Origin of the sequence: Parabacteroides sp. D25, assembly GCF_000307475.1 — a bacterium.
In the GTDB taxonomy this organism is placed as follows: domain Bacteria; phylum Bacteroidota; class Bacteroidia; order Bacteroidales; family Tannerellaceae; genus Parabacteroides; species Parabacteroides distasonis.
Map to the genome: position 1 here is coordinate 861,157 of NZ_JH976500.1, position 26,382 is coordinate 887,538.

27 protein-coding genes and 1 pseudogene are annotated in these 26,382 nt (G+C 46.3%); 9 read left to right on the forward strand and 19 right to left on the reverse strand.

Features of this window, described 5'->3' with window-relative positions:
- Window positions 1-126 precede the first annotated feature (126 nt).
- Window positions 127-1,584, forward strand: a complete 1,458-nt coding sequence (mobV, locus tag HMPREF0999_RS03535) for a MobV family relaxase (RefSeq protein ID WP_008669111.1) — start codon at window positions 127-129, stop codon at window positions 1,582-1,584.
- 53 nt (window positions 1,585-1,637) lie between these two features.
- The gene (locus tag HMPREF0999_RS03540; RefSeq protein ID WP_008669113.1) at window positions 1,638-3,080 is read left to right on the forward strand and encodes an OmpA family protein; all 1,443 of its coding nucleotides are present in this window, start codon (window positions 1,638-1,640) and stop codon (window positions 3,078-3,080) included.
- A gap of 129 nt (window positions 3,081-3,209) precedes the next feature.
- Here HMPREF0999_RS03540 and HMPREF0999_RS03545 read toward each other — a convergent pair whose 3' ends face one another.
- Window positions 3,210-3,383, reverse strand: coding sequence for a histone H1 (locus tag HMPREF0999_RS03545; RefSeq protein WP_007898898.1), 174 nt, complete (start codon window positions 3,381-3,383; stop codon window positions 3,210-3,212).
- A 469-nt stretch (window positions 3,384-3,852) separates the two neighbouring features.
- Here HMPREF0999_RS03545 and HMPREF0999_RS03550 point away from each other — a divergent pair, with 469 nt between their 5' ends.
- Together HMPREF0999_RS03550 and HMPREF0999_RS03555 are read left to right on the forward strand one after the other, a co-directional pair.
- Window positions 3,853-4,323, forward strand: a complete 471-nt coding sequence (locus HMPREF0999_RS03550; protein ID WP_005836725.1) for a hypothetical protein — start codon at window positions 3,853-3,855, stop codon at window positions 4,321-4,323.
- Window positions 4,324-4,752: 429 nt separating this feature from the next.
- Window positions 4,753-5,331, forward strand: coding sequence for a hypothetical protein (locus HMPREF0999_RS03555; protein WP_008669116.1), 579 nt, complete (start codon window positions 4,753-4,755; stop codon window positions 5,329-5,331).
- Window positions 5,332-5,532: 201 nt separating this feature from the next.
- Here HMPREF0999_RS03555 and HMPREF0999_RS23200 read toward each other — a convergent pair whose 3' ends face one another.
- Window positions 5,533-5,772, reverse strand: a complete 240-nt coding sequence (locus HMPREF0999_RS23200; RefSeq protein WP_007761481.1) for a hypothetical protein — start codon at window positions 5,770-5,772, stop codon at window positions 5,533-5,535.
- 15 nt (window positions 5,773-5,787) lie between these two features.
- Between HMPREF0999_RS23200 and HMPREF0999_RS03565 the strand changes: the two genes are divergently transcribed.
- The 4 genes from HMPREF0999_RS03565 to HMPREF0999_RS03580 all read left to right on the forward strand — a co-directional run bounded on the left by HMPREF0999_RS03565 (window position 5,788) and on the right by HMPREF0999_RS03580 (window position 7,572).
- A complete protein-coding gene (locus HMPREF0999_RS03565) occupies window positions 5,788-6,273 on the forward strand; it encodes a hypothetical protein (RefSeq protein ID WP_008669119.1) in 486 nt (161 codons plus the stop codon).
- A 432-nt stretch (window positions 6,274-6,705) separates the two neighbouring features.
- Window positions 6,706-6,900, forward strand: coding sequence for a hypothetical protein (locus tag HMPREF0999_RS03570; RefSeq protein ID WP_008669121.1), 195 nt, complete (start codon window positions 6,706-6,708; stop codon window positions 6,898-6,900).
- Window positions 6,901-6,904: 4 nt separating this feature from the next.
- A complete protein-coding gene (locus HMPREF0999_RS03575; RefSeq protein WP_008669123.1) occupies window positions 6,905-7,189 on the forward strand; it encodes a hypothetical protein in 285 nt (94 codons plus the stop codon).
- Between the two features lie 11 nt (window positions 7,190-7,200).
- Window positions 7,201-7,572, forward strand: a complete 372-nt coding sequence (locus tag HMPREF0999_RS03580; protein WP_008669124.1) for a hypothetical protein — start codon at window positions 7,201-7,203, stop codon at window positions 7,570-7,572.
- A gap of 61 nt (window positions 7,573-7,633) precedes the next feature.
- Here the strand turns inward: HMPREF0999_RS03580 and HMPREF0999_RS03585 are convergent, their stop codons facing one another.
- The 16 genes and pseudogenes from HMPREF0999_RS03585 to HMPREF0999_RS03655 form a co-directional block, all read right to left on the reverse strand.
- Window positions 7,634-9,316 (reverse strand): zincin-like metallopeptidase domain-containing protein, encoded by a 1,683-nt coding sequence (locus HMPREF0999_RS03585; RefSeq protein WP_008669126.1) that lies wholly within the window; start codon window positions 9,314-9,316, stop codon window positions 7,634-7,636.
- A 5-nt stretch (window positions 9,317-9,321) separates the two neighbouring features.
- Entirely contained in the window at window positions 9,322-9,933 is a 612-nt protein-coding gene (locus HMPREF0999_RS03590; RefSeq protein ID WP_008669128.1) for a hypothetical protein, read from the reverse strand.
- An 82-nt stretch (window positions 9,934-10,015) separates the two neighbouring features.
- Window positions 10,016-10,192 (reverse strand): hypothetical protein, encoded by a 177-nt coding sequence (locus HMPREF0999_RS22295; RefSeq protein ID WP_010183082.1) that lies wholly within the window; start codon window positions 10,190-10,192, stop codon window positions 10,016-10,018.
- A gap of 12 nt (window positions 10,193-10,204) precedes the next feature.
- The gene (locus HMPREF0999_RS03595; RefSeq protein WP_009275187.1) at window positions 10,205-11,761 is read right to left on the reverse strand and encodes a glucosaminidase domain-containing protein; all 1,557 of its coding nucleotides are present in this window, start codon (window positions 11,759-11,761) and stop codon (window positions 10,205-10,207) included.
- Window positions 11,762-11,772: 11 nt separating this feature from the next.
- Window positions 11,773-14,022, reverse strand: coding sequence for a zincin-like metallopeptidase domain-containing protein (locus tag HMPREF0999_RS03600; RefSeq protein WP_008669292.1), 2,250 nt, complete (start codon window positions 14,020-14,022; stop codon window positions 11,773-11,775).
- Between the two features lie 21 nt (window positions 14,023-14,043).
- Window positions 14,044-15,834: a hypothetical protein gene (locus tag HMPREF0999_RS03605; protein WP_008669290.1), complete on the reverse strand. Its 1,791-nt coding sequence runs from the start codon at window positions 15,832-15,834 to the stop codon at window positions 14,044-14,046.
- 14 nt (window positions 15,835-15,848) lie between these two features.
- The gene (locus tag HMPREF0999_RS03610; RefSeq protein WP_005836750.1) at window positions 15,849-16,121 is read right to left on the reverse strand and encodes a hypothetical protein; all 273 of its coding nucleotides are present in this window, start codon (window positions 16,119-16,121) and stop codon (window positions 15,849-15,851) included.
- A 5-nt stretch (window positions 16,122-16,126) separates the two neighbouring features.
- Window positions 16,127-16,984 (reverse strand): M23 family metallopeptidase, encoded by an 858-nt coding sequence (locus tag HMPREF0999_RS03615; RefSeq protein ID WP_008669288.1) that lies wholly within the window; start codon window positions 16,982-16,984, stop codon window positions 16,127-16,129.
- Between the two features lie 27 nt (window positions 16,985-17,011).
- Complete coding sequence (locus HMPREF0999_RS03620) at window positions 17,012-17,656, reverse strand: hypothetical protein (protein ID WP_008669285.1); 645 nt, start codon at window positions 17,654-17,656, stop codon at window positions 17,012-17,014.
- 12 nt (window positions 17,657-17,668) lie between these two features.
- Window positions 17,669-18,355, reverse strand: coding sequence for a hypothetical protein (locus HMPREF0999_RS03625; RefSeq protein ID WP_008669283.1), 687 nt, complete (start codon window positions 18,353-18,355; stop codon window positions 17,669-17,671).
- A 12-nt stretch (window positions 18,356-18,367) separates the two neighbouring features.
- Window positions 18,368-19,063 carry a hypothetical protein gene (locus tag HMPREF0999_RS03630; protein ID WP_008669281.1) on the reverse strand — a complete coding sequence of 232 codons (696 nt, stop codon included), beginning with the start codon at window positions 19,061-19,063 and terminating at the stop codon, window positions 18,368-18,370.
- Window positions 19,044-19,528 (reverse strand): annotated as a pseudogene (locus HMPREF0999_RS03635) (PH domain-containing protein). The gene HMPREF0999_RS03630 and the pseudogene HMPREF0999_RS03635 overlap by 20 nt, the downstream one beginning before the upstream one ends.
- 12 nt (window positions 19,529-19,540) lie before the next feature.
- A complete protein-coding gene (locus HMPREF0999_RS03640) occupies window positions 19,541-21,232 on the reverse strand; it encodes a toprim domain-containing protein (RefSeq protein WP_008669278.1) in 1,692 nt (563 codons plus the stop codon).
- Between the two features lie 4 nt (window positions 21,233-21,236).
- On the reverse strand, window positions 21,237-22,805 hold the full coding sequence (locus HMPREF0999_RS03645; protein ID WP_008669276.1) for a hypothetical protein: 1,569 nt from the start codon (window positions 22,803-22,805) through the stop codon (window positions 21,237-21,239).
- A gap of 25 nt (window positions 22,806-22,830) precedes the next feature.
- On the reverse strand, window positions 22,831-23,055 hold the full coding sequence (locus HMPREF0999_RS03650) for a hypothetical protein (protein ID WP_008669275.1): 225 nt from the start codon (window positions 23,053-23,055) through the stop codon (window positions 22,831-22,833).
- A gap of 20 nt (window positions 23,056-23,075) precedes the next feature.
- Entirely contained in the window at window positions 23,076-23,834 is a 759-nt protein-coding gene (locus tag HMPREF0999_RS03655; protein ID WP_008669273.1) for a DUF4099 domain-containing protein, read from the reverse strand.
- 221 nt (window positions 23,835-24,055) lie between these two features.
- Between HMPREF0999_RS03655 and HMPREF0999_RS03660 the strand changes: the two genes are divergently transcribed.
- Window positions 24,056-24,715: a M23 family metallopeptidase gene (locus HMPREF0999_RS03660; protein WP_008669272.1), complete on the forward strand. Its 660-nt coding sequence runs from the start codon at window positions 24,056-24,058 to the stop codon at window positions 24,713-24,715.
- Between the two features lie 31 nt (window positions 24,716-24,746).
- On the opposite strand, the gene HMPREF0999_RS03665 is transcribed toward HMPREF0999_RS03660, so the two are convergent.
- On the reverse strand, window positions 24,747-25,583 hold the full coding sequence (locus tag HMPREF0999_RS03665; RefSeq protein ID WP_005836771.1) for a phosphoribosyltransferase family protein: 837 nt from the start codon (window positions 25,581-25,583) through the stop codon (window positions 24,747-24,749).
- Window positions 25,584-26,382: the final 799 nt, after the last annotated feature.

Here is a 26,382-nt window from a genome sequence, read left to right on the forward strand (position 1 = left end):
CCCGTCTGCCACGAACAAAGGGAAGGGGGAGCCTAATACCCCACCTGCCTGACGTTGGTGGGAAGGGTGTCCGAACAAGCAGCAAGCTGGGACACGGTAGATTGTCCGAAACAATATGAAAAACGTATGGCAAATCAAAAACAGGTACTTGACGTGCAGGTGTCGAAAGGGATTACCACCGCCCAAAGTAATGAACATCTGCGTGACCGTAGTGAAAAGGCAGAGAAGTACGCTATGAGTAAGGGAAATTATGATCCTACGCGTAAACGGCTGAACTTCGAGATTGCGCCCGGAGGTAAAATACATCCCATCGACACAAGCCGTAGCATTCCCAAACGGATGGCGGACATATTAAGTCACCGTGGAATCAAAGATCCTAATGAGGGGCTGCTCGAACCAAAATACCGCACGGTGGTAAATATCATCTTCGGCGGTTCACGGAAGCGAATGCAGGAACTTGCTTTCGGTACGCAACAGGTGGACTTTGAAAAAGGTGCGGACAATACCCGCATCGAACGGAAGCGTGACATTGAACGCTGGGCGAAGGATGTTTATTCATTCGTTTGTGGCAGATATGGTGAGCAGAACATCGCTGCATTCATTGTACATCTGGATGAATTGAACCCGCATATCCACTGTACGCTTCTGCCAATCAAGGATAGTCGCTTTGCGTACAAGGAAATCTTCGCCGGTAAGGATAAGTTTGAATATAGTGCAAGAATGAAACAACTTCATACGGACTTTTTCGCAGAAGTCAATACAAAGTGGGGAATGTCAAGAGGAACAAGCATATCCGAAACGGGTGCACGGCACAGAACGACTGAGGAATACCGCCGAATGTTGTCTGAAGAGTGTACAACAATCGAGGATAATATCAAACGCCATCAACAGGTATTGGGTGAACTTCAATCAGACATCCGGTTGGCAGAACGCAGAGTCAAAGGGCTTACGACAATGGTTAGCAATCTTGAAAAGCAGAAAACTGAAAAAGAAACTTTGTTATCGGCAGCCGAGTACAATTTAAAAGAAAACAAAGGCAATGCGGCAGAATTGGCAATCCAAATACAAATGTTGGAAAAAGAGCTGCAAGGAATCATCAGACAACTGGCAGACAAGCAGGAAAAGTTGCAGACGGCTGACCGGCAACTCATCGAACTGAAAAAGGATATGGGGGCCATTGAAGAACGTACCGAAGAACTCAAAGAGGAGGCCTATCAATATTCCCGTGATGTACACTCCAAAGTGGATAGCTTGTTTAAAGACGTCCTACTGGAGAGTATAATCAGCGAGTATCGTAACGCATCGGCACAAATGAATGTTTCAGAACGACAGCTCTTTGACGATTCACTGGTACAGTCTATCGCCGAGCGGGGTACGGAAATCATGCACTGTGCGACAATGCTATTTCTCGGAATGGTAGATGATGCCACTACATTTGCCGAATCACATGGTGGTGGAGGCGGAGGGAGTGACCTCAAATGGGGACGCGACGAGGACGAGGACAATCGGGCATGGGCACTCCGCTGTATGAGGATGGCGAGCCGCATGATGCGCTCGACTATCGGCAAGAAATCTAAACGGTAAATGGCATACGCCTTACACCTGATTAAAAGTATAACTAATGAAATCATTGGAATATGACGAAACAAATTATTTTCATCTTCGCTTTGCTCTGCACGTTGCAGGCACAAGCAAGTGTACAACCCGTACAGAAGGACACTGTACGACACACTATTCATTATGAAGTAGCGGAATTGCTTCAACCGATGCAGCCCGTCTATCTCAACGGGGTGCTACTTCCGGCATCCCGAACCGGCAACTGGTTTGTTAGCATATCCGGAGGTGCGACAGTTCTTCTTGGTACACCTCTCGGTTGTGAAGACCTTTTTGGACGAGTGAAACCTTCGTACAGCCTCGCTGTCGGCAAGTGGTTTACTCCTTTGGTCGGCGCAAGGGTAAATTATAGTGGCTTGCAGTTTAAGGATGCACAATTATCTACGCAGGATTACCATTATATCCATGCAGATCTCCTGTGGAATCTCCTTGGACGCAGATATGCCCGACAGGAACAGGTACGTTGGAGACTTGCACCCTTTATGGGTGTCGGTCTGCTACATAACGCCACCAACGGGAACAATCCCTTTGCGCTTTCTTACGGCATACAAACACAATACCGTATTTCCAAACGGGTTAGTGCTATGCTGGAACTCTCTAACACAACTACATTCCAGGATTTCGACGGGTATGGCTATCCAAACCGTCCGGGCGATCACATGCTTTCGCTGACTGCCGGATTCACCTTTCATCTCGGTAAGGTCGGCTGGAAGCGCGCGGTGGATACAGCACCCTACATCCATCGGAACGAACTGCTTGTCGATTATGGTAACTTCCTTTCGGAGGAGAACAGGCGTTATGTGGGACGTCACAATCAAGACAAGCGAACGCTCGTGGAATTAAAGAAAATTCTGGAAATCGAAGGACTACTCGATACATATAGCCATATCTTTGACAACGACGATATAACCGGATGCAGATATCCTATAAATAATTATAGCGGTTTGAACTCGCTTCGTGCAAGGTTGAAGCATAGCTATTGGGACGGGTCGTCACCTCTTGACACGACTATTCTTCAGACTGAGAATGGAAAGCCATCGTATAATTATACGGCTTCCCGAAATGTGCCGTCCGCCCATCAGGACACTCTCGCTATGGATTCCACGGTTCTTTCATACGCTGATGGAGAGTGCATCGGTGCACCCATCTATTTCTTCTTTGCTCTCAATACGACACATTTGACGGATACCTCACAGAGGCTTAATCTTGACGAACTGGCTCGTGTAGCTAAGAAATACAGTTTATCCGTGAGGGTAACTGGTGCTGCCGACAGTTCTACAGGAACATCAAGTATCAATGATTCTTTGAGTATATCGAGAGCAGGTTTTATTACCGCAGAACTGGAACAACGTGGAATACCAGCCAAGCGGATTATCAGAGTTAGCAAAGGTGGAATTGCCGACTATATGCCCGTGGAAGCCAACAGACATACGAAAGTGGAGTTGTTTTTTCCAAAAGCGAAATAGAAATTTCGCATAATTGATGTTTAACTTTGTCATAATCAATGAAGCCTCTCCGCTGTGAAGCGAAGAGGCTTTTTCGATATGGTACACGTGAAGTTCGCCATATTCCTACTGTCAGAACCAGAATGAAAGTTATTTCGATGCTTCAAGTGACTCTTTTCTGAACTGTTTGAGAAGTTTTTCAAGTTCAAGTGATACTTTGCGGGCACGAGTTCCGGCAGCTTTGTTGCCTTTCTCCATCTGGAGGTTGGCATCTTTTGAGAATTGATCGAACAATTCACAGATTTGTGTAAATGTTTTTTTCATTGTTATGTTCTTAATATTATATAATACGTTGGCAAAGATAGCAAAAATATTTTTTTAGGACTTATATTAGCTCTGTTATATATTTCGCCTATAACATGATACCCCTTTTTATGTTTTTCCATTCTGAGTATTCCCTTATCGCACCATCGGCAAATCTGGCCGAAGAGATTTTATATGCAAAGGTACAGTGTCCGGGCGATTGTCAAGCACCGCTATGCTAACGGTTCCTGGATATTTTACGGCAGCCTTCCTCAAATCAAAGATTGACTTTCAGTCCCCTTCTCATTGCAAGGTATAAAAGGACAAGCCTGCTTCTGCTCTGACATTCGAAGGGTGGGTATTCCGTTCCATTCCATTCACTGTTTACTTGTCTTATCGCCCTTATTCCACTGTTAATCCTGCATAAAAATCAATCCCCGGCAAGAAGCCGAAAGAGCTTCAAGCAAAGGGAAATAATAAATCAAAGAATATGGGAAAATACGATTTTATCAAGCTGGGTAATCTTCTTTATTGGCATGACCCAGATAGTGGTCTGTCTAATGGGGTTTACCAAGTGGCTTCTATTCCGGAAAACATTGAAGAGGATAGCGTTATTTTGATTGCATCTGATACTTCGGAAGCGGAGGTTTTTCCTTCAGAATTATCACCGATACATACCGGTAGAAGTCATAAAGAAGACTTTTTGCGTTGGAAAACAGAACGTGAAGCTGAAGGTATTGAGTTTTACGACCACCTTTCCAAAGTGATGGATACGGAAAACGACTTGAGTGTGGGAGATATGGTGGCGTTTACAAACGATTATGGAGTGATATTTGGACCTTGTGAGGTCTTAGCTTTTGGGAATCTCTGTAATAGTGGCAGATGTGTATATATTGACAGTGATTCTTATTGGTTTCCTAACCGTCCCGACCAACTCACCATCATAAGAGGTGCGGAATGACAACAACATATCCACCTGTAGCCAAAGCAGGTGGATAGCATTTCCTTGTATTGTATATTCAGCCTGATTACTCTTATAGCCATGCTCCACCGAACTCCCGTTACCGCTCTTATTCCTTGTTTACTCGTCGTACTCCATTTCTAACAGTATAACACATTTATTGACCTGACATACGCCGTAGGTCTGTTTTCGTGTGCAAAGGTACGGTGGACAAACACGGTCCAAGTACCGCTGTCACTACCTGAAATGAAATTTGACGTAACCTTCCGTAATCACAGATTCCGGTATTCATAAAATTTCATTTCTGGTTCCTTGTCCGTTGTTTTTGCATTCACCGTTTGAAACGCACATGAAAACACTCCTTTTGGGCGAAGTCGGAAGGCTTTAAAAAAGGGAATAAAAGAAATTCTAATATAAAAAATTACGATTATGCCAAATTGGTGCAGTGCGTCATATGCTATAGAGGGTGACGCGGAAGAAGTAAAAAGCCTCTACAAGTTGATGAAAAGGTTACAAGAACAGAAAGAACCGTCTGTTCCTAACGGTTTCGGTAAAACATGGTTGGGATGCCTTGTGAATGCTTTGGGTGGCGATTATAACAAAATTCATTGCCGAGGTGACTGGAGTAACCTCGAAATGGAGGGCAATATCTTGAAATTCACAACGGAAACAGCTTGGTCTCCGTGTGATGAAACATTTGAACTTGTATGTGAGAAATTCCCAACACTATGTTATTTCTATCAATCGGAAGAGCCAGGTCTGGCTGAGTATTGGACAAATGACCAAGAGGGCAAATACTTTCCCGACAAGTACATTGCAGACCTATGTACTCCAGACGACAAATGGTACAAGGAATATTTTGTCAACCAGACAGAAATATTCAAGTGGTTTGAAGAGATAAGCGGTCAGTCTGTCGAATCAATAACAGAAATTCTTGCTATTGCCGAACAATGGAAAAATGAAAATGACAAATCTTTCTGTAACATCTATGAATATGCCGCAGGCTAAGACTAATCCGATGCAGAAAACGAAATGACGGTATGCTGACAGCGTTCAGCGAACTATCATTATCCGATAAGCCTCTCTAATTTGCCATGCAGATTGGAGAGACTTTGTCGCCTCCAGCCCTTTTATACAGTCGCAGAGTGCTTCTCCAGTCTTTTATATTCTTCCAATCCGGATATTCTTTATATCGCACATCGGCAGTTCTTATCTGAGAGATTTTGTATGCAAAGATACAGCTTTAGAATGGTCGTCAAGTAACGCTGCGCTAACAGTTTCCGGATACTTGTGGCAGCCTTCCGCATATCGAAGATTTGGGTATTCCACTTCATTCCATTCACTATTCACTTGCCTTATCCATCCTTTCCTTGCTGTCAATTTCGCATAAAAATCATTCCTGACAAGAAGCCGGAAGAGCTTCAAGCAAAGGGAATAAAGTTTAATCATTTAAATTTTAAAATTATGCACAGCCGAATTTTTCAGATTTCTAAAATGGGGATAGAAAAAGAAAACTATCTGAATGAAGACACTCTCCATCAGGGAGATGGCAGTTTCTATGACTATTGTGCGGAGATAGATGACGAAGAACGTAAGGAAGATATTCGTTATTTGGTCAATACTGCCCTACCCAAAGATATATTCGAACTTGTAGGCGATGACACCATGCGCTACATTGGTGGTGTGGAACAATGGAAAGAGAACTTTGTGACTAACATCCGTAAGAAAGCTGAAGCTATTACGACGGAAAATATGTTGGAGTTTGTAGGCCCTGTTTATCAACTTGAAAAGGCATTGGAAAATCCATTGGATATTGCGTATCATTTCTATTTGGACGGAGAGGGATACCAGTCATTTGCCGAAAAATCTTTTGCATTTATGGAGTTTGTCTGCACGCTTGAACCGGGAACGATACTCTATATCGGAGGAGTCATCGACTATCACTTCTGATACTCCATATGATTTTTTTAAAGCCACCCGCAACTCAAGCGGGTGGTTATCATCTTCCTATATAACAGTCCGATTACTTTTATAGACCATGTTCTGTCGAACCTCTGTTACCAATTCACAGCCTCTTTTACCGATTCTATATTACCTGTTCTAATTGTATTACATTCTCACAGTCCCGACATGCACCGTTGTTTGTTTCGTGCGCAAAGGTACGGTGGCAAACGATGTTCAAGTACCGCTGTTGCTACCTGAAATGAAATTTGACGTAACCTTCCGCAATCACAGATTCCGGTATTCATAAAATTTCATTCCGGTTACTTGCTCATAGTTCTTGCATCCACCGTTGAAAATGCACATGAAACAACCTCTTGGGTGAAGTCGGAAGGCTTCAAGAAGAGGGAAATAAAAAACAACTTAAAAAAAATAAATGCAATGAGAACTAAAACACTCTACAGATGCGATGCACAGAAAATAGACATCAGTCGTTTCCCTAACTTTCACATAACAGGAAGTATAACCGGAATGAAGAAACTCTATTATGGCAAGAATGCTTTATTGGTACATTGCGGAAGCTGGATTTACAACGTGTCAAGTGAACCCGAAGTTTATTATAATATAGCACATTAGTAGTATGAAAAAAGGTTATAAAAAAGATTTTCAGAGTTGGAAAGGTATAGTAACTCTAAAATTACTTTGCTGCAATATAGCAGCAGGTCGTTTTGATTGGAAGAAATATTGTACGCCACAGCCTTATTGTGGTCAGGAGATTTGCGTTATACCGCTACATTGTTCTTATGGACAGATAGGCTACACTGTGTATTTCCCTTATTCTGATATGCCGGAAGTGGAATACGATTGGGAAATGAACAAATTAACTATTGACAAAGAGAGTTGGGAGAGTTATTTACAGAATTAATATTTAAAAATATGGCACAGAATTTTTATACCAAATGGCAGAATGCAATCCTTGCAGATGCAGGAGCCTATGTTTCAAAAGAATACCGCAGTTTTCAAACAGCTTTGGTACGTGAGATTTCTAAATATGCAACAACTGTTGGCGCAAAAGTAATATCCAACTTAAAAGGGCATTATAATACCTCTTGTTTCATTGAACGAAACGGCAAATTCGTTTACATCAGTCACTCTTCCGGTTTGTCCCGAATAGGTCGCAGTGTAAAAATAGAACTTGATTCTTTCTTGATACGGACAGCCCAACATGCGAAAGATTACAGAGGGGGACATAATCAGTATTGCGATATAACAAATTTACAGTCTATGATAGATAATTTGTTAGAGTAATAAATTGCAAATAAACAAGAAAAGGTACGGAGCAAACCTGCTCCGCATCTTTTTTTCTGTTTTATCGGCGCATTCCGCCACCGTACTCTGCCTCTTGTAGCTCTTCCCGATATTCCTCCATATCATTCAACTTTTCGTTCACAGTTTGCAGGTTGGCATCCAACGAAGCATTATGATCGTATGGGAAACGATGTTGTGCGACAATTCCCGCATTAGTAACCGGCCCAACATCTATCATGTCGGATTCTTTGTTATAACTGACATACAGCACGTCACCGTTCGGCATTTCAAATGCAGGAGTCTTTTGCTGTGTCATGATGGCGAATTGTTCCGCAGCCATCTCCTTGGCTACCCCTTTTAACGTATCTCCAGCACGTTCAACACCATAACGCCTGATATGGTCGCGTACTTCCTTTTCCGTGAATTTCAGCATCACGTCATAAGTTCCCCCGACACTCCCATTGTACACCACAGCAAAATCCTTGTCCTCAATCAAAAGATTGTCTCCTCGGTTCTGTATGGGAGAAGAATAAGTATATTCTTCGTTAATGCCGTTACCGTCATAATACTCCTTGGCGAGAGTCAGCAATCCTTCGTAGTCCCCTTTATCCTTGAATGCGTCCAACCGCATCGTGTCATCGGTAAGCTGAAGATAAGCCACGGAAGAATAATACACTTTTTCTTTCGGTGCTGCTGTTTGTGCTTCATCAATGTTCTGCTCCAGTTCCAGTGCAATCTTATCCACCTTTTGGGTAATCAGAGAAGCTGCTCTTTTCACATCCAACAGAGTTGTTTTGATGAATTGCGGTGATTCCTTCAATTCGTCGAGCCATCCTTTGAGGTACGCACAACTGTCCTCTTTTATATGTTTCGTCATGCCGTAACGTTGGGCGACCAATGCGCTGCCTAACTCGGCCACCAGTTCTTCGCGCGCGTACTCTGCCGAGCCGAAAGTTGTCGGCTTGATACGGTCAAGGACTCCTTCCGCACCGGTTGAGTGTGTCATCTCATGGAATAGTGTTCCATAGAACGCCTCTCCGGATTTGAACTGCTCCTTTTCCGGCACAACGATTTCATTTTTCGATATAGAGTAGTAAGCGTTATCCTGATGCTGTGGTTTGATTGGACAAATCCACAGATTGTCCTTTATCAGTGCATCGACGGGCGCGAAGCTGAAATGTTCTCCGTTCTCAATCTTCGATAGCGAATATTCTTTTTCGAGTTTTTGCCACAACTCCGGTCTTGCCTCCTGCAAGTTGGTCTGTGCCACGTTAAAGACTCGGAATACTTGCATCTTCGGATAAACATTGTATTCCTTCTTCTCGTTATCAGATAGTTTTTTGTAGTCATCATACTTAATCTTCTCACCAGAATCCTTGTGTATGCAGGTGAATGTAGTCAGCATGATTGGGAATGATTTCTCTCCACGAAGTACAGAAACACGAGGTTTCTCCTGATTGTCCTTATCGGATTTGTTGAGCCGTTGTACACACTCAAAAGTGCAGAAGCGCGGAATCTTGTAACCTTCCTTTTCACAGTGTATAAGCAACATAATGGCATTCATGCCGTTATACTCACGTCCGGAAAGATTGCGGGGCCATTGCAACGCTCCTTCCGTGAACCAGGGCTTTCTCCAATCCTTACGGATACTCTCGATTTTCTCAATCATCATTTCAGCGAAGAGGTCTAATGCTTTATCCTCACTGTTCGGCCCGTCCGTGTGCTGTTTTTTATATCCGGCCATATCCTTTACTGATTGGAATTAGACGAATCTGCCACATACTGTACAAGTTCTTCCACTTTGCATGAAACATTCACCTTCCCGTTATATGCTGAAAGGGTTATTTCACCTTTGGCATCCACTCGCACGCCCGGCTGTAACCATGCTTCGCGTCCTTTGCCAAAACAGAAAAAACGTACCCATTGGTATTCAAAGCTATCCTCTACTTTTTCCGTACTGAATGCCGAGAACACTGTGTAAGGCTGGTCTTTCTTATCCCTTTTTTCCTCGATATGCTGCCCGACCTTACCTCGAAATACCAATTCGCCTTTGACCATATCCTTCATATCTGCCGTAGCTGTACGAATTTCGTTAATAAAAAGATTGAAATAAAGTTTGTCACCACGGTGTTTGAGATACATTGTCCCCGAAACCTCGACGCGGGAACCATTTCGATAATTGGAGACCTCCTCTCCGGCAGTATCTTTGCTGACATCCACCTCAATAGGCATAGTCTTCCCGTCTGTGTCAGGAATCATCACTCGAAGAGGGAAAACCAGAAACGTTTTCCCTTCCTTGTTTGTGCGTATCGACGCATTACGTCCGATGACGCCGCATACCGTAACATTACATTTTATCATTTCTATTGTCTTTTAATGTGATACATAATCACCCGACAACGGTGTTGCCATGATTTGTTGTTGAACTGCTGAATCATTGCTTTTAATCGGGTGCTCGTATCATTGCCCAAATCAACCATCCGGCAAGGAACAGTTGAACGCTCATGATAAGGAGCGTTGCCATCCAGCCGAAGAGTTGGTAGCAGAGCAGGACATACAAGGCAAGGTAGGACAGTCCGAACAGACATCTGCATAGCTGTATCATCACGCATTTTACCATATCGCCACGCCTCTATCTTTTTAAGTTCTCTGTTTGCCCCTGCTGTTGGGACATCCCTTGTTCAAAATTCTGTGAAGCCGCTTCCGAGAGGATAACCGTATTCAGCATACCGGTTACACGTATCCTTTTGGCTTCTTCTGTGAGAGTGTTGTTATTCAATGTTGCCGACAGACGGCTTAGCTCCGCAGTAGTCAACTCACGTGACATACGCAGCTCTCCATTGTCCACTCGCAGAATAGCCTTTCCATTTTCACTGATTGCCAGTTCACAGTTTTTCATGCCCGGCAACAATGATTTCAGATTGATGCGCCCGCTGTCCATTTGTTTCGATATGGCAGTCTTTTGCTCCTCCTCGTTCTTGTTGTCGATTTGTACGGCCAAGAGCATAAGGGAACTAAAGGCTGTCATCGCCATCTCTACTATAGGGTCATTGCATCCAGACATTCCCACACCGCTATCCTCTGACGAAAGCAGCTTCTTCATCCATCCGTCGGGTGAAAGGTTTTTGCCGGCGGCATTCTCTTCTGTTCCTTTATATCGGGTGAGCAGGTTGTTCCCGTTGTGCAACACTTCCAATTTGATATTACCTTTCTGTGCGATTTCAGTCAGATAAGCCGCAGGGTCGATGTCACGCTTTGTTCCGTCTGCATAGAAGTTTGTCACGCCGAAATGTAGATGTTCGCCCGTTGTACGTGTACCTGTGTTGCCCGATGTGCCGAGCTTCCCACCGGCTTGTACTACATCACCGACCTTTACAGCAACCTCCTTAAGGTGCATATAAGTACATTGTACCTTGCTACCATCCGTTCGGGTATATTCCACAGTCAGCGATTTCCCACCGGGCGTGTTCTTGTTCTGGTTCACAACCACCACCTTCCCGTTGTTTTCAGTAGCCAGTACCGCATCGTCATTGCAACGGATATCAATTCCCTTGTGCATCTGTTGTTTCGTGTTGTCCATCGGATCTTGCCGCATACCGAAAGGCGAGGTAACAAAAAGAAACTCTTCACGCTCTACCGGGAATGAGTATTTCGCACCATACTCTGAATTTTCAGACGTTCGGAGAGGATTATGTTCCGCACCGAACCGCTTACCCTGTGTTTCCATTTCCTGCATCACCAGTTTGTCATACTGCTGTAAGCCATTTTGCTCTATAATCCGTTGCAGGCTCTCGGCATATTCTCCGCCTGTGGCATAACCGGCCTGTTCGATATTTTGTGTCCAACCCTTGTAATCGTCGGGTGAAAGTGCAAAACATCGGGCATAGCGGCTGTTCTCTTTCAGAAAACGGGAGTGGTGTTCGTATGAATCACCCACGCTGTCATAACTGCAAAACTTCTCATTCGGCTTATCGTCAGTATATATGCCATACCTTCCTCCTTCGGCAATCCATGCAGGCGTAGCCTTGATGCCAAAATGGTTGTTTTCGTTCTGCGCCAAACGGCTTTGTCCGTTGGAACTTTCCAGTATGCCTTGTGCCAACGTCACGGATGCGGGTATTCCGTATCGGCGCATCTGCTCCATAGCATACTCTGCATATTTCATTGCGTATTGTTGGTTCTTGCTCATTTCCTTACTCCTTATCTATGAAAACCTCTGTGTGTTTCTTGTTCCTCCATGTCACTGATAGCAACCCGTGCCCCGGCACGGACGAGCTTAGACAGATAGCTGTCGAGCTGTTCCGTTGGAAATTCCGTTGAAGCCGTAATGTCCCGTTCCGGATACTCTTTCAGGGCTATGCCCAATATCTTTGCACCCTGTACCGCATCTTCGTTATAGAGCCGATAACCATCTTTCGTGCGAAGCAGTTGCAAGGCATCGGGATGGTTCGCCTTAAGTTTGTCCCACAACTGCCGCTCCGGTGAAATTCCCTCATTGTCTGATTCCGTCCGTTCCTGCGCTGCCGTTTCTATCGGCCACAACTCTGCTTCTTTCTGTTGTTTCTCTCCGGTGTGTGCTTCCTGCGATTGTCCTTTTTGCAGTACGTCTGCAAAAAGAGTAGCTGCCAGATGACGTTTGTAGCTGTCACGTTCTTCCGCTATCCACATCCGCTGCCACTGTTGCGGAGTGACACTTCGGGCAGGCTGTTTCTGTCCGTCGATAGTTGCGACACACTGTATGCCGTCTTGTTTGGTTTTGAAAACCGAAACACGCTGGATACGGTTCAAATCAATTTCCGGCATTTCGCTGTGGAACAAATCCACCTTTAGGTCAGGTTTGACCTCGGCCAGCGCATAATACTTGTGCGCCAGTTCCATCCGCACCTTACCGATGTTATCCATCGCTTGCTTGAGCGTTGAAAAGAAGCGGTTTATATCTTCTTTATCAGGATAGATGCTATATCCGCTCTTATTTTCGGGTTTGATATAAAGTGCCCATCGTTTCTTATCGTCTTGAATCATCTCTACGTGGTCAAATCCGATCTCATTTGCCTGTTTGACCGCCGAAGCCACGTCCAGTGTGGAGAGTTTCTCCATCGCCCAGTTCTTCAGCCGGGCCAACGTAATCATCTTCTCGGCAAAATAACTGTCATCGGGCCGATAACCTAATGCACCATCCGTATTGTAGAAGCGTACCTGCTCGATTCCCTCTTTCTGCAACGCTCGCATGATGCGTCCCTTGTTCATTCCCGGTATCTCGTTATCTACCTCTGTTGATGCCCCTGCTGGGAGAATCACGTCTGCGGTTTTTGCCTGTGGGTCAATAACAAGCACAATTTTTTTCGTTTCTTTATCCGGATGCTGCCGAATCTCGTTGGCCACAAAATAATGTTTGGGCATCTGCTCCTGCATGGTTGAAGTGTCCCGCCGGTTGCGCATGGTGGCGTATTCGATTTTCTCGCCCCGTTCCGCTTTATTGATTACTTCGATGGCATTGTTCACGTCACTTTCGAGGGCGTCCATCAAGTTTGGGTTCTCTTTCAGCTCCCGACACCAGTATTCCACAGTCTTCAGGCTTTCTTCAGACAACCGTGCTGGCAACCCCAGTTCCAACATTTTAATTCCCGAAGCCAGTTCCACGACCAACCGCTCCTGTCTGACGGCATCCTCCGAGGGAGCCACACCGTTCTTCATCACCATACCTTCACGCGCCAACCGTTGTTGGTGTCCGGTAGCACTCACGATTTGCCGCAAGGCTTCCTGTATATAGTCGTGATAATGTCCGAACTCTCTTTGTCGCGGCATATAGACCGCATCCTTATCTGTTTCGTAGTGGGGTACACCGCTTCCGTCCGAACGCACAGGCACAAGGTTGTCCCGCATCCTCAGCAGGAAGTCGTTGAATTGAATATGCAACCGTCGGTTGTCAGCTTCCGTATATCCTCTTTCCACTGCACTGCCATACCGCCGCAACGTCGTTTCGTATCGCTCCTTATCCACGTAGGGTAGTGTCGTCTGGTCAATGTTGAACAAAGTACGAATTTCACGGTTGTGTACACCTTTATATAATTTTTGTTCCTCTTCATACAGTTTCATGTAGTCATCACGACTGATAATCTGTTCCGGATTATTACGGTGAACGTACTTGTTCCAATTGTAAAACAAAAATGGAACTCCCTGCTCATTTTCACGCACCGAGGCTCCTTGTGCCTTGGCATCACTGAATAGCGTGAACTGGTTGGTTTTGCATCCATTTTTATCGGAATGCAACGTCATGAACAGCGCATTGAATGCGCTGACAGAAACACCCCTTGGATAGAAGCGTGGGTATCCCTTTCCCGATGCGTTGAGCCAGTGTCCACCGGCATTCGAGGCTTCACTCAAAGCCGTAGAAAGCAAGGTGATTTGTTTTTCCTCGGCTTTCTTTTCGATTTGCGATTTTTCTTTCATATCGTTTATTTGATTATAGGATTATTGAATACCCCGTGGACGCACGATGGTTTCCTGTTTTCCGTCCTCATAATTCCGTGCAGCAGCTTGGCGAAGCTGGTCACTCTTGGCAAGGACAGCATTTGCCAGCGTGTTCAAAGGCAATGCCCCGGTACGGTAGGCTTCTGCTACAACCGGTGACAACTGGATGGTACACGGTACTCGGTCTATCGTGGCAATCAACGTGCTATTTTGCAATACAGGGTTCACGATACGTGGGTTCAGAGCTTCATTCGTATAGTGTCGGTACTGTACATTGTTCCCGTTTGTTACGTTCAGTTTTTCCTCTGTTCGTTCTTTCAAGGCCTCGTGTCCTACCTTATTCAACAGATTCATACCTCCCAGACCAATCAGGAGCATTTTCAGCAACGGGTTACGCACAAACATACCCGCCACAATGCTCGCTATCGGTAACATATTGTTTCCCAAGCGCAACGATTCTGTTTTGCCTGTGAATATTCCCAACAGAACATCAGGGAGCATGGCCATTACATAACCGAGATTACCTGTCATATTACCTATGCCATCCAGTCCCAGCATACCAAGCAGTCCGCCCCAACCGTTTCCGTTTCCCTGTGTTACTTGCGCACTTTGTATCGTTTGTACATGTTGTTCCGCATTATTGGCAGGAACAACGGTTTCATGCTTCTCTTCTTTCATAGTTTCATCCTGTTCTGTCCTGACCATTTCCGCTTTGTCACGTTGTTCCAAAGACTGCAAGTAGGCCTCTTCTTGTCCGGGAGCAACAACAATCGGCACATCCTTGTACCGTTCCTCATGCTTCTGTTGTTCCTCGTTCTGTACATTCGGCCACAATAAACCGTTATTCTGGTTTTGTGTCCACTCCATGAAGCCAAAGTCCATGACAGGGATTTTCTTTTTCAGTTGCTTGTTGTCTGTACCAATCGCCGTGTTCTCTTTGACTTGTATTTGGGCTGCCTCTTTGCGAAAATCGTCGAATACGTTTCTGTCGCTGCCGAACACTCCTTTACTGATGCACTGTTCTACTGAAAGAGTGTCAGGCTTCTTGCCTTCAAAATGATTGGCGATGGCTGCAATAGCCACATCTGTACCGGCAAATTTTGCCAGTGCCGTCCATGAACCAGCACCACCCATCATCAAGGTATCTGCGGCTGTGCCCAACATCCATCCCGTACCTTTTTCCCATCTGTTCGGGCGATAAGCTGCTTCGCCTCGTGCCTCTATTTCATCGGTCAGCGGTGAACGGCTTAACGTCTGCGATAATCCCAGCAGACTCGATTCGGTAGCCTTTCGGACGATGTAGTCAGCGGAAGACTTGGGCATACGTTCTTTCACCAGCCGGTCAATCATCAGTTCCTCTATCCGGTGGTCCATATAGGCATAGGCGAGGTCACAACCGAGCTGTTCTGATAACTCATCGTAACGTGCCCTCCCGATTTCCTGCACGACGGTATCCCGCCACTGTCCGGCCATGTACGCAAGGTCTTGCTGCATTTCCTTGGAGCCGGTAATCTCCGTCTTGCACATCTCGATATAGTCCTCTGTCGTTTTGGAGTTCCATTCGCCTGTGACCTTGAGTGTCTGATAGGGGTCGCTCATGGGTTGTGCCGAAGATGCCATCATACTGAGAATACCACCTAAAGAGGTGGAATATTCTTTCATTTCCTCTCCCTGATTCCGTATGAGGTCAGTTCGCGTTTTTGACATGACGGGTGCGATATGGCAGTTGAAATAGTCGTTCACAAGGCGTTCCATTTCTGCAAACCGTCCGCTATGCTTGATTCCGTCCATAATGTATTATATGTTTATCCTATTCTATTCATTAATAATTGCTCTTTTGTCTGCTCGATGGCGTTGTGGTAAATTTCCATCTGTTTGGGATAGAACTCTTCCAGCCATACATCTTTCTCGATGTTGTCGTGAATAAAGCGTATCGCTTGTTCTCGCTCAATCTCCACCGATGCTTCGCCCTCTTCCCGGTTATTGAACCATGCTTTCGTCCACCAGCGCACACCGGCCCGGTCAGGATATACCGTGACTGCTCTCGGTATGTCAAAACTCTGGATGTCTATGTCCAATTCTGCTAGTGGGTCAATGATACCACTATGGGGCAGGGCTTCGTCATAGAGTTTTTTTTTACATCACCGCCCATCGTCGATAAGTACACGCCATGCCGTAGGGCAAGGTAATGCAGGAAGTCCGCAATGAGTAGGTTCTGCACCTTACAGGCAAGCGGCATTGCTTTATGTCCCAGTCCGAGTGGGTTGGATATACTCGGCATATTTTCATAGAAGTATTCTTTGACTGCTCCCATTGTAAAGACATGGCGGAGTGACTGCTCCGTATGTGGAGGAAGTCGGTATGCACCACGTTGTAAGTCTTCCATGTAGTGGGGCAGGAAACGCAGCATCAATTCCTCTATTTCCTGTCTGTCCTGCTCGTAATCGGTGGTCAGTGCCATCGCCATGCCGGGAGATGTTGCCGCTTCGTCTCCATCGGCATGACATAATGCTTGGATATTACCATACAGCATGGTTAGAAATTCCAGCGGGTTCAGTTCCTCACCTTTGAAGCGTATCCCGATATGCAGCTTGTCACCGCTCAAAGCTACAGTCTGTCCGGCCTTGACACGCTGTCCGAACTGGGCGAAGACATTTGACAAATGCCCATAGGTCACTTCATACTCCCCATAGCGTATAGTCTGGCAGATGCCGAGTGTAGGGTCATTGCCTATACCTGACACGATACCGCTGGCGACAGCCGCCAGTGTGTAACACCGTACATCGAAGTCAATGCCATGATGAAAAAATGTTTTGCCCGTTGCCGGATCGGTTTGTTCGCCGTAGCCGAGCGATAGTTTCACATCCTTGCCCTGCCGTTCTTCAAAAGGCATACAGTATCCACTTTCGGATTGCAGGATCATTTCTTCTGTATATTTCATTATTGTTGTTAGATTTGATTTGTATTCTTATCTTTTCATCCCTCCGCTATTCGTCTGTTCTTCAACAGGAAGAGCGGGTGTCTGTACTCGTTGTATGCTTCCCGTGTCAGGTGTGCGGAAAATACCGGCATTGTTGCCGATAAGCATCATGCCGAGAAATGCACCGGCAATCTTGCCCAGCCAGCCGAAGCGTCCGAATATAAGAAATGCTGCTGCGACCAGTCCTGCTATACTCAATCCCGACACGTTACCCTGTCCGAGATTACGGAAAAAGTTACCGAACATATCGGAAACTCCGCCATTGGAGACTTGCCGCAGAAAATTCGATACTCCACCCAGTTTTGAGTCTATGCCGGCTACCGTACCGCTGACGGAACCGACTGCTTCTCCGGCCTTGCTTGTTAGTTCTCGCACACCGTCCGCTGCATCTGCAAGGGTATCCGTAGCCGATTTCCCTATGACCGCATCGCTTACGATATGTACCACGCTCTTATCTGTGGTTAGTTTCTCCCAACCCACATAACCGACTGCACCGCCGATGGCTGCGGTCTTGACGGCTTGTCCTGTGCCCCGTAAGGTTTGTGAAGGATGCAGTGCAGCATGTCCCATACTTCTTCCGGTAGCTTTTGCTGCTTTGCCGCCATATTTCAATATTGAATTCCAAATTCCCATATCATTACATTTTTAAGGTCTTACTTTCTTTCCAATCTGTCGCCAACGTCGTTTGGCTGCGTCCACGATACTGCGTTTATCGGCTTCGGGACGTGCACCCTCGTCGATTTCCCGCCAAATGTCGCCCATTGTCGTGTACTTTACCGCTTTGGTCAGTCGTTGCAGTTTTTTGTTCATTGTTTTGAGCTTTGGACGGATACCAAAGACAATTTCCATACGCTCTTTTTCCGTCATCTTGTTCTCCGAAAGGCACGCTGTGCGAATATCGTTCACAATTTCCACGCTGTTCATCATCAGTTCCCGGTAAATCTTGTTGCGCTGTGTGGATAGGGCTACGGCAAGTGTATTGGCTGGACTTCGCTTCAATTGCTTGGTGAAGTCGCCCATATTGTCTGTCAGCCTCGATACCTCATAATAGAACCCATAAGTTTGCGCCGCATAGCAGACTATTGACCGGAAAGAGTTCAGATAGTTATTGAACTCTCGTTGCAGGTCTGTTGTAGCCTGCACTTCTTCTTTTGTCCAAATATGCCCGGTGGTCTGCATCAGCATGACCTTTTCTTGATTTTTCAATTCCTTCTCTGCCTTTTCGGTATATGCTGCAATCATTCCGGCCAGTACAGGGTCATTCTGCGCTTGTACCTCACCGATACCGGTAAGACACAGCAGTAATATACTTATCCAAATTGTCCATTTCATAACTGATATATTTTATCGGACGAGAGCTGCCGCCCTGTGCCAATGGGACAGAGCCATACGAGCTGCCTCACCGTTGTCACGGTCAAGCATTCCCGCCGTTACGTTGTTCCACACATCATTGAAAGTATAGTACCGTATGCTCAAATAGAGCAGATGCAACTTCCGGCTAAAATCCGATAGTTGGTCGTTCAACGCCCATAGCGTCTTGCTGCGTTCTGCCCCCGTAAGCATGTTTTCGTTGCTACCCTTGGCCACAGCGTCATTCAGCAATGTAAAAACAGAGACAAGCTCCGTTGCTGTTTCTATATAGAGGTTGTTCATGTTCATACTGGCCACAATGCCCTGCGGATTGTTTTGGATGGCCTTGCCTAATTTCCCCAGCGTGAGGAAAATCCGCACACCGTCATTGTAGAGATGCGTACAGGCTTTCAGTGATGAAGCGTAACCGCTTACTGTCTTGAGGTAACTGTTGTACTGCTTCTCCCACTTGTGGATTTGGTTGAACTCGGTAGCGATGCTGTTCTGAAGCAAGGCTGTTTGTGTCTGTCCCTTTATTTGTTTTTCAATCTGCTCGTTTATCAGTTCGTTACCTTCGGCCAATGCTGTCCATTCCAACGGATTGGAAGCCGCAATTTGGGCTTCTGCCACCTGTGGAAGCAGGCATACCAGCGAGACAACCAGCCCCAGACTAATGATTCGTGATTTCATATATTCCCTTTTTTCGTTTGTTAGTTTCTACCCGTTCACGGATAATTGACACGAGGTCGTCCCTATGGAAGATACCAATCAGGTCAAGACGGGGCGTGTTTCTGTCCATTGAAAGGATGCTTACGGTTTTCAACCCACACAATTGTTGCAGCAGGCTTGGTGCTCTTGAAAATCCACGATACGATACAGCTCCATATAATCCACTTTGCGACGGATAATACCGTATTCGCTGACAAGTTGTTCCGTACCGATGCAGTAACGGATTCGCCGCAGGTAGAGATAACGGTAGAGTAACAGCAACGAGAGCATCAAGGCAATTACTGTGGCAATAGCTGTCAATGGCAACCCTTCCATGCCTCCGTACACCCATACAGTGCCGCACAGCACGAGAGTGGGCAGCTCGTTGATGACAAATTGCCCGGTATGCGGATGGATGACAATGGTTTTATGATAAGTTCTCTGCATAGGTTTTATGGATTATCGGTGAAAATGGGAGTGAAAGTCTTCTCTCATGCCGGAGAGAGAATTGGTTATATCCACTTCCAACCGGGCAAGTTCTTCCCGTATCTTGTACATTTCCTGAAAACCCTTATCTGACATTCCCTGGTCATTGGTTTCAAAGGAGAATATTACTCTGTCCGCACGTTCAAGACGCTTTCGCACAGCCTCATGGTCTGCTTCGTCATATAATCCGTTTCGGATATGTTCCGGATTGATTTCGGGTAAATCGGCCAAGGCTCGTTTTAGGGTGGCTTTACCACTGATTTCCCAATCGTCAACTTCCTTTTCCTTGGGTTGTATCCGTTTGTCGAGTAGCTGGTCGTTCCAATCCTTATAACCTTCTGCGGCAGATTCATACAGGACACGTCCTACATCTTTCGGACCGGGATTGAAAGCCCCAATCGCCTTGTCGATGGCTGCCAGATTATTTCTCATTGCCTCTAATTCTTCCTCGCTTGCAGAACCCTCGGCACAGGCCATTTCGTACTCATCCATACGAACCATGCTCATTTCCTGTAGATAGCCGTCCCCAATATCCATATCGTCATGCTCCCCATTCTTCAAATTTTGTTTTGCATCATTTATACCCAGAATGGCTGTAATCTTTTCAAAATTGAATGGTTCAAGTCCTATTTCATACTGTGGATAGCCTTCGCTGTTGTTCTGTACAATCAGTCTGCCGGTTTGTGACAGACAGGTGGAGAAGTTCCAGCCTGCATGAGTGAGAGCAAAGTGGATGGCATAGACCTGTCCGGCACGGTCATGATCGAAGCAAAGGTGATGTGAGGCATGGGGAGTTACCTTTATCGTTCCTTTGAATTGCTGCTGGCTTGGTGCCCCTCCGGTAGAGATAAAAACCGCCTTTCGCAACTCCTTATTTTCTGCCTGATGAAGTTGGTAATATGCCATCGCATCATAAGCACTTTCGAACCAATAGATATGCTTGGCGGAGGTGAGAGAAGTGCGGGCAGGGCTGGCAATCCACAGTCCCTCGCTTGAATTGCTCCCTGCGGCTTTGCCTTTGTAGCTGCCGCTCCCGTCCATACGTGCACGTCCTCGTTCTTCAAGTCCCACAATCTCTCCGTCGCCTTTGGGCAGGGTTAGTGGAAAGGACAGGTTCGTGTAGGCTGCACCGTCCTCCCGGTGTTTCGTAGCCAGATAAAAATGCCGATGGAAAGCATATTGTGTATAGAGGTCGATACCTCGGCTTTTAAAATAAGGATAAAATTTTTTCTGCGTTTCCCGGTTCTGCGGATTGAACTTATGAATGTCGTAGTCCGCTATGTCAAATGGCTTTACATCTCGTTTAGGGTTCACTATTCTGGTTTTCCGTTCAGTGACGGGAATATTCAGTAATCTGTTACAGACAAGATTCACCAGTCTGTCCGGAGACATACCCGCATGGTACTCCGTGAAAAAGTGCGGATGCTCCTTGATGAAGGAAATGATGTTATAAACTTTCTGTTGTTGTGCGTGGAAACAGCATTTTCCTTGTTGTGTCACAATAAATTTGTCACCACGGATACGTCTGCCGTCGCTGTCCAAACGGACATACGAGGGATAGCGCAGACCGTCACGACGGTTCAGGTGATACCCTGCGTCAATCAATACGTCCTGGATGTTTAGTCGTTGCAGGAAGTCATCGTATGTAAGGTCTCCGTCTCTCATAGGTTTACCTCCCTCTTCTCATTTCATTAATATCTTGATTCATCTGTGCCTCGAAATTACGGATGGCCACATCTCTCGGTGTATCTACGCCGGGCTTGAAGTATGGATGTGGCGGTCCGCTGAAACGTTCGCCATAAAACTCCGGAGAGTGGTGGTGATGGAAGCCATGTGCGACTTCCGACGCCACCACCGCACCGGCGGTAAGGGCAGCGAATATCTTCACGCCAAGCCCCTTGTTCGCTTCAGGACGTGTCTTCATATCCACCTCGTTGAAAATCTTCGAAAAAAGTTTCATCCGGTGGTAATCATCCACAGCAAGAAACTTGTCGTAGTCTTTCTGGCTGATTTCGTGGCTGATGACCTGTCCGTCAATAACGGCGGACATCTTGTATTTACCCTCCGTCTGTGCCGGTTGCACGGCAATGTCGCTGACCTCTACTTCCCGGCCATGTTTCTCCTCACGATACCAGCCTTTGCTTTCGTTGAGCAGTTGCAGGTCACGCCCGTCCACGGCTGCACCAATACTGCCCTGTATGTATTCCTGCCGTATCGGAGTTTCTTGCTGCATGAATAATTCTTGTTCCTGCCGCTGCCGTTCTTCCAGTTCATGCCGTACTTCGGGATGCAGGCCGATACTGATGCGTTGTTCGCTGTTGAGCTGTTCCATCGTTACCTTATCGGCAAAGTCCGCTCCGATAATGCCATTCAGCAGATCCAGCCGTTTCTCCACAGGTTGTCCCTCGATGGATGTGGTAGCCAGTTTTTTCACTTCTTCTTCCGTCAGGTCATAGACCATATCGGCATTGACACTTTCCGATTGTACGGTCAGTGTCCTCCGTTCCATATCCACGATAAGACCGTGCGAAGTAAGGCACTCCGACCATTTCTCGTTGGAAAAATAGACTGGTGAAGCAATCAACTCCTTGTACGGTTGTGCCGGTTCCTTGCTGTGCGGACGGCTGACAAGCGGTGTAATGACCTCCTGCAAGTTCTTCAATACATCTTGCTGTACAATGGGTTGCTCCTGTTGACCGCCTTTGTAGTAAAAGCCGTAGCCACCCGATTGCAGTTCGCCGGGCTTCATGCGCCCGTCTGGGCGTTCGGGTACGATGGATGGCCCCGGAAAGAAAAGCTGCCCGCCGACTCTGCGTAGGTGGAAGCCCCACTGCTCGCGTGGTGTCCAACCAAGAAATGGAGGGGGCATACCCAGACGTCCCATGTGTCCGTACTCACCTATACCGATGCGGTAGCCATGCAGCCCCATCGCCACACGCCCGTTGGCATTGCGGGCATGGACGAAATTCTTCGGCATATAGAAGTCTTTTCCTATGATGCTCGTAAGTATGTTGTAGGCCTTCTTGTTGGCCGTATTTGTTCCCCAGTCCGTCAGGGCCAACATCTGGCGTTCGGTTATAGGATAGACCAGCAACGGTGAATCATGCCCTTGCACAATCAGCCGGTAGCCGCCTCCGTCAAATGCAACATGGGCTTGAAGTCCGTTACGCATCAGTAGATTGCGCATTTCGGGCTGCAAGTCCATCTGTCGGGGATTGGTATTTGTTCGTATCGCCATAGTCTGATGTTATGATGGTTACTTGTTATGCGTTACCGTATTTCATAGCCGCTTCCAATTGTTCGTCTTTGAAACGTACAAACCCGGCGGCAGAATCCTCGCAGACCGAGAGTCCTTTTTCCTCACAGTAATGGGCGTACTCCTCCTGCCACTCGGCGGAAAAATGGTTGATGTAATCGAGCCAGCCGTATTCGCCGCTCTGCATCTTCTCGACGAGAATCTCTTCGGGATAATATTTCTGTTGTGCCATACGCTTATATTAAATAGGTTTTATTTGTGAATACCTGCCGCTCGGTTACGCTCGCCGCTTTTCTTCTGTTCGTTCCACAGTTCTTCGGTGTATTCCTCCTCCGGAACGTAGTCGAGATTACCGTCATCATCCATCACCCAGCAACCGTAGCAGCCGAAGGTGTACTTATCCCATTCGCGCTTGGGTTGCTCTTTCCATTTCTGCGCGTCACCCGCACAGAAACGGATACCTGTCTTGTTATGAAGGTCGATACCTACCGTGACAGGTTCGCCATCCACTGCCACCGTCAGAGGCTCACCATGCTGCATTCCGTTTACTTCCACTGTACCGAAGTGCATTACTTCAGCCAGTACTTTCAGGTTACGGGCAATGATGGGTGTCGGAACATACATCACCTGTTTTGTTTCCTCGTCAATTTGCACGAAAGCCTTACTGTGCCGTCCGTCCGCCATAGCCACGTCTGCAATGATGGATTTGCCGTCGAGTAACTGCTTCTGCTGTTCCTCGTTGTAGCATTCCAGTGGTGAGGACTTCAGCGTGGGGTAGAAGACCACATCCACCTCGCCGCTATCCATACGGATAAAGGCAAACCGACTGCGACTCTCGATTACTTGGCCATTCTCGTTAGCGACACGCACGGGCAGTACCGGCGAGTAGCCGCCTTTCCCGATTTCTTTCAGGATACGCAGGGGCAAATCTTCAATCATTTCTTGGGTAAGCCCAAAGCGGGCCAATGTCGGATAAGGCAGTTCATTGAACTCAAATTGTTCTTTTTTCATATTCTGAATGATGTTATAAAATTATACTCAGCAAATATAGATTGATTTCTTATCTGATAACTAAAACATTTCTTTATAAGTGATTATAAAGTGATATTTTTAATGTTTTGAATATGATTATTTGCGAAAAATCATATTCAAAACTAATTAAATGGTTATATTTGGAGAGAAAACAGCCGGCAATGGAAAGACTATAAGAAGAGCGTGCTAACTTTGCTGCCATGAGAAAGATTCTATTATTGATGATGACAGGTGTCTCATTATGTATCACGACGGCCAAAGCACAATTCAATACCGTTGCCGTTACCCCGACACGCTACAAGATGGAGGCGTTGGATATGGGGTTAGACCAAGCAGAACCGGCACCTGAAAGCGAGGTTTCCATACAGGAAGTTTCAACAGGTATCCCGGTATCCGCAGATATGGATAAGAAAAAGTGGATGGATCGTTACTTGAGTGTAAGTTACCCGTTACGTTATATCAAGGTCACTTCGCCTTACGGCTACCGTAAGGACCCGTTTACGGGAAAGAGTAAATTTCATGGTGGACTGGACTTGCGCGCACGTGGCGACGAGGTGATGGCCATGATGGAGGGTGTGGTCGTGAAGGTCGGACAGGACAAGACTTCCGGCAAGTATGTAACTTTGCGGCATGGCAGGTACACCGTCAGTTATTGTCACCTCTCTAAAATTCTTATTGTCAAAGGGGCAGTAGTTCATCCGCGTGATGTGGTTGGCATTACCGGCTCCACAGGACGCAGCACTGGCGAACACCTACATATCACCTGCAAGCTCAATGGCAGGAGTATCAGCCCCTCGCTTATACTCGATTATATCCAATCCATCCGGCAGGAGTGCATATCAGCATTGGCAGGTTTGTGAAAAGAAGTAAAAAGGACTGAAACCGTTCCGGTTACTTTGTCATCCGTTCGATAATATGGGCAATGTGGTTGCCCCAGATGTGTATTTGTACAAGGAGCATCGAAGGCATGGAGAACGTCTTGCCATAGAAGATAGCCGCCACTACTTTGCCACCGCACCGTTCTATTTCTTCCTTGTAATCCGCCACGCTTTGCCCGGTTGTCAGCACATCATCTATGATGATAATCTCTTTCCCTTTGATATTTCCGGTAATGAGGTAGTTTCGTTCGAGAATACGCTTTTCTCCACCTTTGGCTTCATGCAGGCTTTCTCGTGCATCGCAAATATCAACGTCGTACAGTCCTGAAGTTAAATCCTGTCGATGCTTGCCGATGTACCAGTCGAGCCGTTTGAACCGTTGGCCGTATTTTATCCAGTTGCTACACGGCATGAACATGATATGGTAAGGTCTCTTTTTCAGTTGCAAAGCATTCATGCACGTTTTAAAGAACTCGATTCCGTGTATATCTCCTTGTTTGAATTGGTAGATGGAACGGCAGAAAGCCCTCTGTTCATCATTGAGCAGCGCATTGTATCGTGACGGATAGTAATACCCGTAAAAAGAGATTCGGATGCCTCGTGATTTGAACGGCTTATGGGGAGAATGGCCATCAAACTGTTCGGGGTGCAAGAGACAGAACATACGGCAGGCTTCCCGATGACCGGCCATTACCGCCAGACGACAGTAGCGTTCACGTTCCTCGCTCTTTTCGGCCAACCGTGCGGCGGCGAATGCCGCTTCTCCTGCTTTTCGTCGCCAATAGCCGATAATATACCACAATGCCCCGATAACGAAAAGCAGGAGTATGAACAATAGTCTTGCATTCATCGTATTTTTATTTGAATGAAGCAGTCCGTTTCAATCCGGTTATTTACAACATTACGGTGTATTTCGGCATAATCGGATATGGATGTAATGGCTTCATTGCTTATTATCAGAATCCGTTTTCACTCACTTGCAAAGTTAGCAAAATCGTGGCACTAATCTAAAATAGCACCGATAATTTGTAAGCCATATCACTCTTATATTATAAAGTCTTACCCATACAACTTCCTCTTTTAAGTGTACATGCTTAACTTTTATAGAGGATGTTTTTGCCCTTTTGACCGGTACACGGCAAATGGCATACAAGTCTGCTATATGCTGTGTACCCGTCTTTGGGGCAAAGCAAGGACGATGGCACATTTGCCACAAGTGTCAATCAAGCCAACCTGTTGTCCTTGCAGCAACCTCCACCATCTGTCCTTTTGTAACCGGAATGCCGTCTGTCTGTTTTTATAGCTTCGCCCCACACCATCAGCGGAACGTCACAGGACTTGTCCGCAAGAGACATTCACTCACCTTATGGCAGCAGAGCTGCTATGGGGTGAGTGAAAGACTCTTTACGGAAGCCAAACATGAAAAGACCGTACACCTCGGTCACAAACTGCCAAGGCTTACGCTTCGCCAGATTTGAGACTAAGTTGTACGGTCACTTCATCGGGAAGTTTGGACCGGCAAGCCACAGACGCTCCACTGCCCACCCATTCCTTTTATAAATCTTGCACCTATTCTACATGTCTATATGACAACCGCTTGTAGTAAGAAAGCATGTTCTGTTTGTCAGTCAGCTCTGCCGTAGTCATAT

Excerpts from the sequence above, each read along its gene's own strand:
- HMPREF0999_RS03595 (WP_009275187.1), bottom strand. The coding sequence starts at position 11,761 with ATGAGCAAGAACCAACAATACGCAATGAAATATGCAGAGTATGCTATG.
- HMPREF0999_RS03660 (WP_008669272.1), top strand. The coding sequence starts at position 24,056 with ATGAGAAAGATTCTATTATTGATGATGACAGGTGTCTCATTATGTATC.
- HMPREF0999_RS03550 (WP_005836725.1), top strand. The coding sequence starts at position 3,853 with ATGGGAAAATACGATTTTATCAAGCTGGGTAATCTTCTTTATTGGCAT.
- HMPREF0999_RS03580 (WP_008669124.1), top strand. The coding sequence starts at position 7,201 with ATGGCACAGAATTTTTATACCAAATGGCAGAATGCAATCCTTGCAGAT.
- HMPREF0999_RS03615 (WP_008669288.1), bottom strand. The coding sequence starts at position 16,984 with ATGAAATATACAGAAGAAATGATCCTGCAATCCGAAAGTGGATACTGT.
- HMPREF0999_RS03600 (WP_008669292.1), bottom strand. The coding sequence starts at position 14,022 with ATGAAAGAAAAATCGCAAATCGAAAAGAAAGCCGAGGAAAAACAAATC.
- HMPREF0999_RS03630 (WP_008669281.1), bottom strand. The coding sequence starts at position 19,063 with ATGAAATCACGAATCATTAGTCTGGGGCTGGTTGTCTCGCTGGTATGC.
- HMPREF0999_RS03570 (WP_008669121.1), top strand. The coding sequence starts at position 6,706 with ATGAGAACTAAAACACTCTACAGATGCGATGCACAGAAAATAGACATC.
- HMPREF0999_RS03575 (WP_008669123.1), top strand. The coding sequence starts at position 6,905 with ATGAAAAAAGGTTATAAAAAAGATTTTCAGAGTTGGAAAGGTATAGTA.
- HMPREF0999_RS22295 (WP_010183082.1), bottom strand. The coding sequence starts at position 10,192 with ATGGTAAAATGCGTGATGATACAGCTATGCAGATGTCTGTTCGGACTG.
- HMPREF0999_RS03540 (WP_008669113.1), top strand. The coding sequence starts at position 1,638 with ATGACGAAACAAATTATTTTCATCTTCGCTTTGCTCTGCACGTTGCAG.
- HMPREF0999_RS03625 (WP_008669283.1), bottom strand. The coding sequence starts at position 18,355 with ATGAAATGGACAATTTGGATAAGTATATTACTGCTGTGTCTTACCGGT.
- HMPREF0999_RS03545 (WP_007898898.1), bottom strand. The coding sequence starts at position 3,383 with ATGAAAAAAACATTTACACAAATCTGTGAATTGTTCGATCAATTCTCA.
- HMPREF0999_RS03555 (WP_008669116.1), top strand. The coding sequence starts at position 4,753 with ATGCCAAATTGGTGCAGTGCGTCATATGCTATAGAGGGTGACGCGGAA.
- mobV (WP_008669111.1), top strand. The coding sequence starts at position 127 with ATGGCAAATCAAAAACAGGTACTTGACGTGCAGGTGTCGAAAGGGATT.
- HMPREF0999_RS03585 (WP_008669126.1), bottom strand. The coding sequence starts at position 9,316 with ATGGCCGGATATAAAAAACAGCACACGGACGGGCCGAACAGTGAGGAT.
- HMPREF0999_RS03605 (WP_008669290.1), bottom strand. The coding sequence starts at position 15,834 with ATGGACGGAATCAAGCATAGCGGACGGTTTGCAGAAATGGAACGCCTT.
- HMPREF0999_RS03645 (WP_008669276.1), bottom strand. The coding sequence starts at position 22,805 with ATGGCGATACGAACAAATACCAATCCCCGACAGATGGACTTGCAGCCC.
- HMPREF0999_RS03590 (WP_008669128.1), bottom strand. The coding sequence starts at position 9,933 with ATGATAAAATGTAATGTTACGGTATGCGGCGTCATCGGACGTAATGCG.
- HMPREF0999_RS03565 (WP_008669119.1), top strand. The coding sequence starts at position 5,788 with ATGCACAGCCGAATTTTTCAGATTTCTAAAATGGGGATAGAAAAAGAA.
- HMPREF0999_RS23200 (WP_007761481.1), bottom strand. The coding sequence starts at position 5,772 with ATGATTAAACTTTATTCCCTTTGCTTGAAGCTCTTCCGGCTTCTTGTC.
- HMPREF0999_RS03620 (WP_008669285.1), bottom strand. The coding sequence starts at position 17,656 with ATGGGAATTTGGAATTCAATATTGAAATATGGCGGCAAAGCAGCAAAA.
- HMPREF0999_RS03655 (WP_008669273.1), bottom strand. The coding sequence starts at position 23,834 with ATGAAAAAAGAACAATTTGAGTTCAATGAACTGCCTTATCCGACATTG.
- HMPREF0999_RS03650 (WP_008669275.1), bottom strand. The coding sequence starts at position 23,055 with ATGGCACAACAGAAATATTATCCCGAAGAGATTCTCGTCGAGAAGATG.
- HMPREF0999_RS03665 (WP_005836771.1), bottom strand. The coding sequence starts at position 25,583 with ATGAATGCAAGACTATTGTTCATACTCCTGCTTTTCGTTATCGGGGCA.
- HMPREF0999_RS03640 (WP_008669278.1), bottom strand. The coding sequence starts at position 21,232 with ATGAGAGACGGAGACCTTACATACGATGACTTCCTGCAACGACTAAAC.